Source organism: Cupriavidus sp. 01L46 (genome assembly GCF_056399905.1).
On the sequence record NZ_JBFTSF010000022.1, the window covers coordinates 87370 to 98912 of the forward strand.

The following is an 11543-nucleotide window of genomic DNA, read 5'->3' on the forward strand; positions in this document are numbered from 1 at the left end:
CTTCGGCTATCACCCTGGCGATCACCCCGGTTATCGCTCCGATGGTCAGGCATGCGCGCCGTCCTGATAGGTGTCGAACCTACGCGCCGGATCCGCGGAAGGGCCGCTGCGGTCCATGCCGGCCAGCTTCTGCGCCCCGTCCTGGAACGGATCGACCGTGCGCGCCGGGTCCGCTGAAACGCCGCCGCGGTCCATGCCAGCCAGCTTTTGCGCCCCGTCCGAGAACGGATCCGGCTTGCGCAGGCGGCTGGCGTCCGCGCCCATCGCCGGCGCGGCGGCCGGGTCCAGGCGAGCGCCATCGCTATAGACATCGAAACGCGACGCATGGAAGACGTAGCCGTAGCGGTCCCCGGACACGGCACTGTCCTTGGGGCCAGCGGCTTGCGCCGGAACCGCCGTGGCGGCAATGYCGGCAAGTGCGGCCGAAGTCATCAACGACTTGAAGAAATGGCGGGTCATGGCAATCTCCTTCTGGGCGATCGGCGGATCGCGGCTGGCTTGCAGGGGAGCAGCGCCTTGCGCTGGTCCGGCCACACGTGAATCGCGCGGTTAAACCAGATACGCGGCGAAGCGCGCTGTGGATGCACACACTGGATGCGTGCGAGCCGCGCGCAAAGACCACACGGGGCTCAGGGCTGCATGGCCGCGGCCTCGCAGGTCATTCGCCGCATCGCCGTGGCAACTGCGGCTTCCACCTGCACCTCGGCCTGCGCAATCGAGGTAGCCAGCCGCTCGCCGCCGAACTCGTCATACTCGATAGCGACCTCCAACGCGTCATCGATACCGATGTAGCCGAACGCCGCACGCAACGCCGGGGTGACATGGTCGAGCCGGGCCAGGCGGCCACCGTAGCCATAGTCGCCGCGCGCGGTCAGCAGCACCAGTTGCTTGCCGCGTCCCGCCAGCATCGGCCAGTAAGGCTCGCCCGCGCGCTCTCGATCAAAGCCGAAGGTCTTGCCCACGCGCACGATATTGTCGATATACGCCTTGAGCTGCGCAGGCACGCCAAAGTTGTACATCGGCACGCCGATCACCAGCACGTCGGCGTGCTCGATTTCCGCAACCAGGCGATCGCTTTCGGCCAGCACCGCATCCATCCACCGCTCGCGCCGCGCGCTCGGCGTGAAGGCGCTGCGGATCCAGTCAGCGTTGACCGGCGCGGGCGGTTGCTGGCCCACATCGCGGTAAGTCAGCGTGTCCGCGGGACGCGCCGCTTGCCAGAGGCTGACGAAACGGTGCGAGAGACGGCGCGTGTGCGAGCCGTGGGCGTCGGTGCCGKAGCGTCCCGGGCGGGCGCTGGCGTCGATATGCAGGAGGTGAGCCATGTTGTTCTCATTTGCGGTTGGTCATGCCTGAGCCGTTCTCATGGGTCAGCACATGCGGTTGAGGGTGATGGCAATGTAGACTCGCCATAGTCTGCTCACAACCGATCCTTTCTCCGCCTCATGGCTGAAGATTTCTCATCTGAAACCACACCCCGCCGCCTGCCGCCGCTCACCGCGCTACGCGCGTTCGAAGCCACCGCGCGGCACCTGAGCGTCAAGCACGCCGCACAAGAGCTGTCGGTCACGCCGACGGCGGTGAGCCATCAGCTGCGGCTGCTGGAACAGGTGCTTGGCGTGACACTGTTTGAGCGCCTGCCGCGCCGGCTGGTGCTGAGCGCGCACGGCGCCGCACTGTACCCGGGCACGCGGGAGGGCTTTGATGCGCTGGAGCGGGCCGTGGGTAAGCTGCGCGCGCCGCCATCGCGCAAGACGCTCACGGTATCGGCCACACCGGCCTTCGCCGCACGCTGGCTGCTGCCGCGCGCACCGAGGCTGCGGGCCGTGGCGCCGGAGTTCGACCTGCATGTGCATGCCTCGCTGGATGCCGTGGACCTGCATGCGGGCCACGCCGACGCCGCCATCCGCTACGGCAGCGGCAAATGGCGCGGGCTGGACGCCGAGCTGCTATGGCGTGAGCGCTTTGCCCCGGTCTGCAGCCCGCTGCTAGGCGTGAAGAGCGCCGCGGGGCTGCGCCGCCAGACCTTGCTGCACCACCAATGGCGCAGCCACGCGCGCCGCCCCATAACCTGGGCCCTGTGGCAGCAGGAGGCCGGCCTGGACCGGCTGGATGCGGCCAGCGGCCCCGTTTTTTCCGACGAGACCCACGCCATCCTCGCGGCGCTTGGCGGCCAGGGCGTAGCCTTGCTGAGCCTGACACTGGTGGCGGAAGAATTGCGCAGCGGCGCGCTGGTGCAGCCCTGCGGCCCGGCCATCGAGGGCGACGGCTATTACCTGGTCTACCCGGCACACCGGCGCGACGACGACGCGGTGCGTGCCGTGCGCGCGTGGATCGGTCCGCAGGCGGATAACGCGATGCGCTGAGCCTGCGGAGTAGCTTTCGCGTGGTTGCTGGTTGCTTACCGCGCCGGCAAGCGGGCATGATGGCGGCTACCGATCCCGGAGCGCCGCGCATGCCTGCCCAACCTGACTCGCAACACCAAGACAAAGACAAAGACCAGCTGATCCAGCGCTTCGGCCTGCAGCCGCATCCGGAAGGCGGCTACTACCGCGAGACCCATCGCGACGGCGCGCGCGTGTCGCGTGTGTCGCATCTGTCGCGTGAAGGGGCAGGCAATCCCGCCACACATGCCGCCTCCACCGCGATCTACTACCTGCTGTGCGACAGCGCTTACTCCGCCTGGCACCGCATCCGCTCCGACGAGGTGTGGCACTTCTACGCGGGCTGCCCGCTCAACGTGCATGTACTGGAGCAAGACGGCAGCCTCACCACGCACCGGCTGGGCAACGCGCTCGCCGATGACGATGCGGTGTTCCAGGCGGTGGTCAGGGCTGGCTGCTGGTTCGCCGCCGAACGCAGCGATCCGGATGGCTTCTCGCTGGTCGGCTGCACCGTGGCGCCGGGCTTTGAGTTCAGCGAGTTCGAGCTGGCCGATGCCGGCAGCCTGCTGGCATCGCACCCGCGCCATGCCGCACTGATCGCGCGGCTCGCCCCTGCGCCACAACACTGATGCGCTGATGCGCTAAAACGCCAGACCGCCCAAACCCCTTCCCGTCTTTGCTCTTTCCGAGATCCCTGCCATGAAATGGTTGTCCCTTGCCGCTGTGGCGCTGGTAGCGCTGGAACATGTCTACATCATGGTGCTGGAGATGTTCCTGTGGGATAAGCCCAAGGGCATGCGGGCCTTCGGGCTGACGCACGAGTTCGCCGTCGCCACCAAGGCGTTGGCGGCCAACCAGGGGCTGTACAACGGCTTTCTCGCGGCCGGCCTGCTGTGGGGCCTGGCCACCGCCGCGGTGCCGGTGCAGTTGTTCTTCCTGTGCTGCGTGCTGGTGGCCGGCATCTTCGGCGCCTGCACGGCCAGCCGCAAGATCCTGTGGGTACAGGGCTTGCCGGCGGCGATCGCCATCGCACTGGTGCTGCTGGCCTGAGGCGGCCGGCAGGCTTGGCGTCGTACTAGCTCCGCGGGGCGTCCGCCATGGCACAGTCCGGGCGGCGGTTCCTGGCCGCTCAGCGCGGCTTGCGGTACTCGTTCTCGATCCAGTCCGCGGCGCTGGCCTTGCTCAGCTTGAAGCCCGGCGACACGCGCACCTGGGCCAGTTCGTCGCCGAGCTCGTCGGTGGCGCGCAGCACCGCGAATGGGTTGTCTTCGTCGGGCACGATGTCGAGCGTCACGCTGATGCGCGCCGTATCCGTGTCGACGATCACGCTCTTGTGCAGCATGGCGTGCAGTTGCTGCTCGTGCCGGCGCAGCACTTCGGAGGCGGTCTTGACCAGGGTCGAGAAGGCGTTGGTGTCCAGCGGCTTGGGATTTTTCTTGTCGCGGCCCATGGTCCAGGGGCCAACCAGCGCGGGTTCGGGCTCGCCGTCCTTGATCATGGCAACGGCCCAGCCGTCGTCGTCCTCGTTCTTGATCACGCGGGCGGTCCAGCCGTCGGCACGCCACAGGCGCGGCTCCTGGATCTTTTCTGCGTTGTCCCCGGCGGCGTCCGGGTCGTCGGCTTCGGGGGAGAGTTCAGGCTGATGGGTCATGGCTGGCTTCAATTCGGGGCTGCGCGGTGGGCTGCGGGCGCTGGCCTGGCCGCCACGCAATGCTTGGCGGGGGCGGACCGGGACGGCGGCGGCATCAAGGGCGCGATTTTACCCGCCTCGCCGCGGCGGGGGGCGCCAGGTGCCACGCGCGCCCGACTGCGCAGACATGGCGAGACATGAATCCCCTCGGAAGTTGTATTTAATGTCTGACCACCGCCTCCTATGCTGGACGTGTCGCCGGGACCCCCGTCTTGATGACACACCCTTCCAGTCGCCGTGCCCTTGAGACGGCGACGTTTTTTTGCGGCCGGCCCTATCCCCGCACCAAAACGGGGATCGGCCGCAACAAAAGCGCTGGCCCGAGGCGCCCAGCCGGTTTAAGATGCGCGATTATCGAACAACCCGCGCGCACTCGCCCACATGGAAGCCCCCATTCCCAGCAGCCCTGGCCAGGCAACGGCCGCCACTGTCCGCGTCGCCCGCCCCCAGGCCGACCTTCTCAACAGTTTTGCCGGCGACCCGAATTTCATGCTGTCGCTGGCGCGCGGCTTGAGCGTGCTCGAAGCCTTCTCGGAGCGTAAGCGCCCGCTCACCATTTCCCAGGTGGCGCAGCGCACCCAGCTCTCGCGCGCATCGGTACGGCGCTGCCTGTACACGCTGGAGCAGCTTGGCTACGTGAGCCAGCAAGGCGGCCAGTTCGCGCTGCGCCCGCGCGTGTTGCACCTGGGCCACGCGTATTTCTCGTCGACGTCGCTGGTATCGCTGGCCCAGCCGATCCTCGACGCGCTGAGCACGCGCATCCAGCAGACCTCGGCACTGGCCATCCTGGACGACACCGACATCCTTTACCTGGTGCGCTCGGAAGTGCAGCGGGTGCTCACTTATTCGCTCGGCATGGGCAGCCGGCTGCCGGCGTACTGCACGTCGATTGGCCGCATGCTGCTGGCCCACCTGGCCGAGCCGGCGCTGGAAGACTTCTTCGATCACGTCGACCTGCGCCCGCGCACACTGCAGACCAAGATCTCGCGGCCCGAGCTGGAGGCCAGCTTTGCGCATGCGCGCGAGCTGGACTATGTGCTGATCGACGAAGAGCTGGAGCCCGGCCTGCGCGCCATCGCGGTGCCGGTGCGCGGCATCTCGGGCAGTGTCATGGCGGGCATCAGCGTCAGCGTGCGCGCGGCGCAGGTATCGGAAGCGGAGATGATTTCGCGCCTGCTGCCGCCAATGCGCGAAGCAGCAGTGGCGATCGGCAAGCTGATCGCCGCCTGAGCCGCCCGAAATCAAGATCGACAGGGAACCGCGGATTCATGGCGCAAAGCCCCCTTAACCCGACGGCAGGCAAGGGCATGCGTTTCGTCCGGCGGCTCTACGCCATGCGCGCCATCGGCCTGGCGATCGGGTTCTTTGCGGTGGCGGCGGCCATGCTGGAGGCGGGCACGCCGCGCAGCACGGCCCGGCGGCCCGAGGCGAAGCGCGGCAATGCCTGGTGGAGCGATACGGCGGCGAGGAGTTTGGCGTGCTGCTCAGTGGCGCGAGCCTGACGCAGGCGGTGGAAATGGCCGAGCGGCTTTCGCGCTCGCTGCAGCCGGGCGCGGCTTCCGGCGCGGCCACACCGCCAGCCTTGGCGTCGCCGCCGTCGATGCCGGCATGGCGGGCCACCACGAATGGCTGGCGCACACGGACCGCGCGCTTTACGAAGCCAAGCGGGCCGGCCGCAACCGGATCCGCATCAGCACGGGCTGAGCGGAAACGACATGAACAACAGCCAGATGCGCTTAGCCGCGGCTGGCAAGCTCCAGCGCAAACACCAGGCGCTGCAGGAAATTCTCCATGCGGCCATCGAGGTTGGAGAACGCACAGCCGAAATGATGGATGGCGCTGTCATCGCGCCCGGCCAGCCAGTGGCCCACCACTTGCAGGCTGAGGTCCAGCTTGCCCAGCGCACCAAAATCCAGATGCACGCCGGAGATGGTGGTGCCCACCGGCAACTGCGTGGCGTCCACGGTCTTGGAGCGCAACCCGACKCCCGAGAGCGAGAGATCTGCAATGTCGAGCTTGAGCACGGTGCCGTCGCTCATCTTGATGGTGCAGACATAGCCCTTGGTGACCAGCGTGCGCGCGCGGAAATGACGGCGGCGCTGGAAGTGATAGAGCTTCTCCGGGAACGGCGCGGAAAATGCCGGGCCACCCTGGAACTGGGTGATCCCGGGCGTGCCGATCATGAAGTTCACGGGCACCCCGCGCAGCGATGCCGAGAAGGCATTTTCGTTGGAGGCCAGCAGCGCCTGTCGCTCGGGCTCGGTGGAGCACCAGTCGAAGACAAAGGTGCGGCTGGCCGGATCCACATGCAGCACGGACGTGACCATCTCGTGAGCGCTACGCGCGCGCACGTTCAGGATGCACTTCTGCCAGGCGAGGTCGCGCAGCACGGTGCCGATCTGCGAGGAATGGGTAAGGCGATAGCGGTCGTCTGGCAACGCGCCGGCGTCAAGCTCGGATTGCTCCGGGGAATCTTGGAGACTCATGAAAATCACGCAAACGTCTGAGAGAGGCCTGCGTCGCGCCAGACTGGCTTGCGACGGGGGAATTCGGGCTGCCCGCGTACCCGGATGCAAGCGGGGGCGAGCGGCTAGCGCCGCATGTTAAGCGCGGCGCCTGCTGCTGCGCAAGCTCTTGTTTGAACAACGGCGAAGTGTGGCAAAACTTGAGCCAGACTTCCGTGGGGTAGCCCACCGGGGCGGGTTTGCGCCTCATTTGCCGTCTTCACGCCCACGTCGTTTTGCCGCGCCCTTGGCCCCGCGCGCTGGATGTGGCGATGCGGCCACCTGGGCCGGATCCGCGCCGAGCGATGCTTGCGCCTCCTGGCATAGCCAGTCCCTTACCGCCCGACGCCGCGCATCGTGCTCGAACGCCACGGGCGAGAGCAACTGATAGCAAGATCCGTCGCGCACGAAKCCCCGCGGCGCGGCGATGCGGCCGTCGGCGAGCTCGTCGGCCACCATCAGGCGCGACGCGATCGCGCAGCCAAGCCCGGCCGCGGCAGCCTGGATGGTCAGGTAGAAATGCTCGTACCAGGCATCGGCGCCAAAGCGCTGCGCACCGCCGGCAGCCTTGGCCCAGCGCTGCCAGGCATCCGGGCGCGAGCGCGTGTGCAGCCGGTGGGACGACGCCCCGACGCTAGCCCCGGCGCGGCAGACCACGCCCACCCATTCCTCGGCAACTTCATGGGCATGCAGCTCCGGCCCCACATGAAAATCGTTGCGGCGCAGCGCCAGGTCCACGCCGCTGCGCGCGAAGTCCACCGGACCGCCAGCGGCCATCAGGTGCAGCGTCACCTCCGGATGCGCCGCGCTAAAGCGCGGCAGGCGGGGAATCAGCCAGCGCATGGCAATGGTGGGCTCGCACGACAAGACCAGCGCCCTGGGCTGGGCATGCGCGCGGATGCGCTGCGCGGCCGCGCCCAGCACTTCCAGCGACTGCGTGGCGGCGGCATGCAGGATGTGCCCCGCCTCGGTCAGGAACACGGCCCGGTTGCGGCGCTCGAACAGCGCCACGCCAAGCGCCTCCTCCAGCTGGCGAATCTGGCGGCTGACCGCGCCGTGGGTCAGGTGCAGTTCGTCCGCAGCCCGCATGAAGCTCTGGTGCCGCGCCGCGGCCTCGAAGAAACGGATCCCGCCCAGCCAGTGCATGCTTGCCTTGATGTGTCAGTTTTTCTCACGGATTTGCACGAGTATAAATCGGTTGTGGCGCTACCTATCAACACAGAGAATGCAGAGAATGCTTGGGACACCGCCTCTATCCCGTCAAGGATACTCACACGATATGCACTCTCTCACTGAACTGCTGGCCGTCGCCACCATCACCGTGCTAGCCGTGATCAGCCCAGGCCCCGACTTCGCCATGGTGATGCGCAACAGCTTCGTGCATGGCCGCAAGGCCGGGCTGCTGTGCGCGCTCGGCATCGCCCTTGGCGTGCAGGTGCACGTGTTCTACACGATGTTTGGCGTGGCGTTGTTGATGGAGCACGCGCACAAGCTGTTGACGGTGGTGAAGCTGCTCGGCGCGGCCTACCTGATCTGGATCGGCATCCAGACTTTGCGCAAGCGCGCGCCGGACCCGAACGCGCCGCCGCTCGGTGCGGATGCTACGGATGCTGGCACACCTGCGCTGACAGCGCTCGGCGCGCTCAAGATGGGCTTTCTCACCAATGCGCTCAATCCCAAGACCACGTTGTTCGTGGTCAGCACCTATACGCAGGTGGTGAATGCGCAAACGCCGCTGGCAGTGCAGTTCAGCTATGGCCTGTTCATGTCGCTGGCGCACCTGGCCTGGTTCGGCCTGATTGCGTGCTGCTTTTCCACGCCCGCGTTGCGCGCCGCCATGCTGCGGCGCCAGCGCTGGCTGGATCGGGTGATCGGTTCGGTGTTGCTGGCGCTGGGGGTGGCGCTTGGCCTGGGCAACCTGGCATGACGCTGGCCGTTGCCGGCGGCATCAGCGTGCCGCCGGATCCAGCCCATACGCGTGCCGGCACGCATGCTGCGCGCCGCCCGCGCGCAGATGGCTTTGGTACAGGATGAAGCGCTCCACAGGGAACGGCTCGCACACCAGCATGGCCTGCGCGTCGCGCCATGCCTGCAGCGCGGTATCCGCCACGGCAGGCCCGCAGCGCGCCAACGTGATGTGGGGATGGAAGCGCGCACGCGCCGGTGCGTCAGCGTCCGCCAACAGCGCGCTCCCGCATCCGGCAAGCGCCTGCGCCATCTCCCCATGCAGGCTGTCCAGCGCCGCATTGGGCGCCACGCCCGCCCACAGCACGCTCGCCCGCCGGCCCCGAAAATAGCCAGCCTCTTTCACCGTGAGCGCAAAGGCCGCGCCGCAGACACCGTCAAGCGCCCGCTCGATACATGCCRCCGTGGCGTCGTCCTGCTCGCCGAGGAAGTGCAGCGTGAGATGGACCTGATGCGGCGCCGCCGCCCGGATGCCCGCCACGCGCGGCACGCGAGCCAGCAACGATGCCGCCAGCGCCGGCGGAACCTCAATCGCCACGAACAAACGCGCCATCGGTCTCACCTCCCGTAACGGCCTGGCGCGGACGGTCACGCACGGCGGTGCGATGCCGCTTGCTCAAAATGCCAACGCCGACTGACGCAGTATAGGCAGTGCCATAGCCGCGGCCGTGCCTTCGAGCCGGAGCAGCGCGCGCTTGCGGTCGGTGCCACCGGCATAGCCGGTGAGGTCGCCGCTGGCGCCCAGCACGCGATGGCAAGGCACGATCACCGACAAAGGATTGCGCCCCACCGCCCCGCCGATCGCGCGCGCATGGGTGGGGGCGAGGCCCAGCCCGGCGCCCAGTTCGCCATATGACGTGGTCTCGCCGAACGGGATCTCGCACAGTGCCTGCCACACCGCATGCTGGAACGGGCTGCCGCCCAGCACCATGGGGACGGTGAAGACCTGCAGGCGCTCGGCGAAGTAGTCGGCCAGTTCATCGGCGGCCTGCTCGAAGACAGGCTTCGCGGCGGCGGGCACGTTGGTGTCCGGCGTGGCCGCCGCCGGGTAGTACTTCTGCCCCGAGAAGAACAGCCCGCTCAAGCGCGCGCCGTCGACGCGCAGCAACACTTCGCCCAACGGGCTGGCGACGATGCGGTATGCAATCATGGTGCGTTCCTTGATGTGTCCCTTGCCTTGTCGTCTCGTACCGACTTGTCCGGCTTGTCCAACTTGTCCAACTTGTGGTCCTCGTAGCGCCGCCACAGGTGGATGGCGGCGTAGGCGCGCCACGGCGCCCACTGCGCGACATGCTGGTTCATGCCTCGCACGGTAGCGATGCCGAGCACCTTGCGCAAGACATAGTCGGTGCCAGGGAAGGCATCCGGCCAGCCCAGCGCGCGCATGGCCACGTATTGCGCGGTCCAGTCGCCCACGCCGTCGACCTCGCGCAGGCGCGCCACGGTGTCTTCCGGCGCGGCGTTGGGCTCCAGCCTGAGCTCGCCCGACGCCACGCGGGCAGCGATGGCATGGATGGCCCGGCCCTTGCCCAGCGGGATGCCGATCTCACGCAAGGCCTCGGGCGGCACGCCAGCCAGCGCAGCCGCGCCGGGGAACGTCACCCGCAGCGCCGGCGTGGGCTGCGCCAGCGGCAGACCGTGGCACTCGGCCAGCCGCGCCAGCAGCGTGCGCGCGTGCTTCACCGAGATCACCTGGCCCACCACCGCGCGCACGGCGATCTCAAAGCCATCCACCGCGCCCGGCAAACGCATGCCGGGCGCTTCGGCAGCCGCGGGCCCAGATGCTGATCGACCACATCGGGCCGGCAGCCCAGGTCGCACAACCGCCGCACGCGGCCCAGCGCTTGCGGAATCACGTGCGCCAGCGAACCGGACAACGTCACCTTGATCACATGGCGGCGTGCAACGTGCTCCAGCCGCAGCCAGCCCAGATGGGTGCGGCCGCCGCTCTCGATCGCCAGCGTGCGCGCATAGGTGCCATCGCCAAGCTGCTCGATGCCATCCACCGCGCGCACGCCCAGGAATTGCAGGAACGCGGCCCACGCCATCGGCGGGCGGTAGCCCAGCTCGAACACCAGCTCGTCGGCCACGTTGTCGGCGGCGCGCTTGCGCATGGCCATAGGCGTCAGCCCGTAGCGCGTCTTGAGCACATCGTTGAAGCGCCGCACGCTGCCAAAGCCGGCGGCGTGCGCCACGTCGGTCACGGTCAGCCCCGTATCGGTCAGCAAACGCTTGGCCAGCAGCAACCTCTGCGTCTGCGCATACTCCAGCACCGAGACGCCGAACTGCGCATCGAACAGCCGGCGCAGGTGGCGCTCGGTAATGCCGATGCGCGCGGCCAGCCCGGCCACGCCAGCATCCACCATGAAGCCCTCGTCGATCAGCGTGGCCGCGGCCTGGGCCAGGCGCCCCGACAGGTCAGCCAGCCCGTGTCCCGGCGCCAGCTCCGGCCGGCAGCGCAGGCAGGGCCGGAAGCCTTGCTTCTCGGCCGCGGCGGCACTGTCGTAAAACGTGCAGTTCTCGCGCTTGGGCGTGCGCACTGCGCAGATCGGCCGGCAGTAGACGCCGGTGGACGACACGCCCACAAAGAAGCGCCCGTCGAAGCGGCGGTCGTGCGAAGCCACGGCCTTGTAGCAGGTATCCGGATCGAGTTTCATAGCCAGCATGCTACTCCGTTGCGAGGGCAGAACTAGCTGGATTCGGACATTTGCCTCGGCGGCGTGTTTTGACCCGCCACTGCGACACGAAGACCTCCGGCACAGCGGCAGCACGGCAGCGCGCTCGCGTCATCCATCGTCACCCTCGCCCTCCGGCTCATCCATCGCGGCGGCCAATTCGCTCAACACCAGCGTCTCATGCGCAAGCACGGCCACCAGCGAAAGCAGATGGGCCTGGGTTTCTTCACCGAGGTTGCAGAAGGTGCCGCCCGCCGCGTTCTCGACGGCAACCGACAACAACGCATTGAGCTGCGCGGTTTTTTCGGCAGCGAGGCTTAGTGGG

Annotated in this window: 14 protein-coding genes and 1 pseudogene; 6 read left to right on the forward strand and 9 right to left on the reverse strand. The window is 67.9% G+C overall.

What is annotated here, in order from left to right; genetic code table 11:
• Window positions 1–45 precede the first annotated feature (45 nt).
• Entirely contained in the window at window positions 46–459 is a 414-nt protein-coding gene (locus AC1DS3_RS06400; RefSeq protein WP_477126866.1) for a copper resistance protein CopQ, read from the reverse strand.
• 170 nt (window positions 460–629) lie between these two features.
• Entirely contained in the window at window positions 630–1325 is a 696-nt protein-coding gene (locus AC1DS3_RS06405) for an FMN-dependent NADH-azoreductase (protein ID WP_477126867.1), read from the reverse strand.
• 120 nt (window positions 1326–1445) lie between these two features.
• Here AC1DS3_RS06405 and AC1DS3_RS06410 point away from each other — a divergent pair, with 120 nt between their 5' ends.
• The 3 genes from AC1DS3_RS06410 (at window position 1446) to AC1DS3_RS06420 (ending at window position 3434) form a co-directional block, all read left to right on the forward strand.
• Window positions 1446–2366, forward strand: a complete 921-nt coding sequence (locus AC1DS3_RS06410; protein ID WP_441632821.1) for a LysR substrate-binding domain-containing protein — start codon at window positions 1446–1448, stop codon at window positions 2364–2366.
• 89 nt (window positions 2367–2455) lie between these two features.
• A complete protein-coding gene (locus tag AC1DS3_RS06415) occupies window positions 2456–3013 on the forward strand; it encodes a cupin domain-containing protein (protein ID WP_441632819.1) in 558 nt (185 codons plus the stop codon).
• Window positions 3014–3083: 70 nt separating this feature from the next.
• On the forward strand, window positions 3084–3434 hold the full coding sequence (locus AC1DS3_RS06420; protein ID WP_441632817.1) for a DUF1304 domain-containing protein: 351 nt from the start codon (window positions 3084–3086) through the stop codon (window positions 3432–3434).
• Between the two features lie 79 nt (window positions 3435–3513).
• Here AC1DS3_RS06420 and AC1DS3_RS06425 read toward each other — a convergent pair whose 3' ends face one another.
• Entirely contained in the window at window positions 3514–4035 is a 522-nt protein-coding gene (locus tag AC1DS3_RS06425) for a hypothetical protein (RefSeq protein ID WP_416051208.1), read from the reverse strand.
• Window positions 4036–4455: 420 nt separating this feature from the next.
• Between AC1DS3_RS06425 and AC1DS3_RS06430 the strand changes: the two genes are divergently transcribed.
• A complete protein-coding gene (locus AC1DS3_RS06430) occupies window positions 4456–5304 on the forward strand; it encodes an IclR family transcriptional regulator domain-containing protein (RefSeq protein ID WP_441632814.1) in 849 nt (282 codons plus the stop codon).
• Window positions 5305–5342: 38 nt separating this feature from the next.
• Entirely contained in the window at window positions 5343–5576 is a 234-nt protein-coding gene (locus AC1DS3_RS06435) for a hypothetical protein (protein ID WP_441632812.1), read from the forward strand.
• 234 nt (window positions 5577–5810) lie between these two features.
• Here the strand turns inward: AC1DS3_RS06435 and AC1DS3_RS06440 are convergent, their stop codons facing one another.
• Window positions 5811–6560: a flagellar brake protein gene (locus AC1DS3_RS06440; RefSeq protein WP_441632810.1), complete on the reverse strand. Its 750-nt coding sequence runs from the start codon at window positions 6558–6560 to the stop codon at window positions 5811–5813.
• 225 nt (window positions 6561–6785) lie between these two features.
• On the reverse strand, window positions 6786–7724 hold the full coding sequence (locus AC1DS3_RS06445) for a LysR substrate-binding domain-containing protein (RefSeq protein WP_441632808.1): 939 nt from the start codon (window positions 7722–7724) through the stop codon (window positions 6786–6788).
• Window positions 7725–7857: 133 nt separating this feature from the next.
• Here AC1DS3_RS06445 and AC1DS3_RS06450 point away from each other — a divergent pair, with 133 nt between their 5' ends.
• Window positions 7858–8505 (forward strand): LysE family translocator, encoded by a 648-nt coding sequence (locus tag AC1DS3_RS06450; RefSeq protein WP_441632806.1) that lies wholly within the window; start codon window positions 7858–7860, stop codon window positions 8503–8505.
• A 21-nt stretch (window positions 8506–8526) separates the two neighbouring features.
• Here AC1DS3_RS06450 and thpR read toward each other — a convergent pair whose 3' ends face one another.
• From thpR to AC1DS3_RS06470, 4 genes and pseudogenes are all read right to left on the reverse strand, one after another.
• Entirely contained in the window at window positions 8527–9096 is a 570-nt protein-coding gene (thpR, locus tag AC1DS3_RS06455) for an RNA 2',3'-cyclic phosphodiesterase (RefSeq protein ID WP_477126868.1), read from the reverse strand.
• A 63-nt stretch (window positions 9097–9159) separates the two neighbouring features.
• Entirely contained in the window at window positions 9160–9693 is a 534-nt protein-coding gene (locus AC1DS3_RS06460; protein ID WP_441632802.1) for a methylated-DNA--[protein]-cysteine S-methyltransferase, read from the reverse strand.
• Window positions 9690–11200: pseudogene (locus AC1DS3_RS06465) on the reverse strand (AlkA N-terminal domain-containing protein). Before AC1DS3_RS06465 ends, AC1DS3_RS06460 begins: the two are co-directional and overlap by 4 nt.
• A 129-nt stretch (window positions 11201–11329) precedes the next feature.
• The coding region (locus tag AC1DS3_RS06470; RefSeq protein WP_477126869.1) for a hypothetical protein at window positions 11330–11543 on the reverse strand (214 nt) is incomplete at its 5' end.

What these genes read in the sequence shown, in the direction of transcription:
- AC1DS3_RS06410 (WP_441632821.1), top strand. Translation starts at nt 1,446, where the DNA reads ATGGCTGAAGATTTCTCATCTGAAACCACACCCCGCCGCCTGCCGCCG.
- AC1DS3_RS06415 (WP_441632819.1), top strand. Translation starts at nt 2,456, where the DNA reads ATGCCTGCCCAACCTGACTCGCAACACCAAGACAAAGACAAAGACCAG.
- AC1DS3_RS06420 (WP_441632817.1), top strand. Translation starts at nt 3,084, where the DNA reads ATGAAATGGTTGTCCCTTGCCGCTGTGGCGCTGGTAGCGCTGGAACAT.
- AC1DS3_RS06425 (WP_416051208.1), bottom strand. Translation starts at nt 4,035, where the DNA reads ATGACCCATCAGCCTGAACTCTCCCCCGAAGCCGACGACCCGGACGCC.
- AC1DS3_RS06430 (WP_441632814.1), top strand. Translation starts at nt 4,456, where the DNA reads ATGGAAGCCCCCATTCCCAGCAGCCCTGGCCAGGCAACGGCCGCCACT.
- AC1DS3_RS06435 (WP_441632812.1), top strand. Translation starts at nt 5,343, where the DNA reads ATGGCGCAAAGCCCCCTTAACCCGACGGCAGGCAAGGGCATGCGTTTC.
- AC1DS3_RS06450 (WP_441632806.1), top strand. Translation starts at nt 7,858, where the DNA reads ATGCACTCTCTCACTGAACTGCTGGCCGTCGCCACCATCACCGTGCTA.
- AC1DS3_RS06460 (WP_441632802.1), bottom strand. Translation starts at nt 9,693, where the DNA reads ATGATTGCATACCGCATCGTCGCCAGCCCGTTGGGCGAAGTGTTGCTG.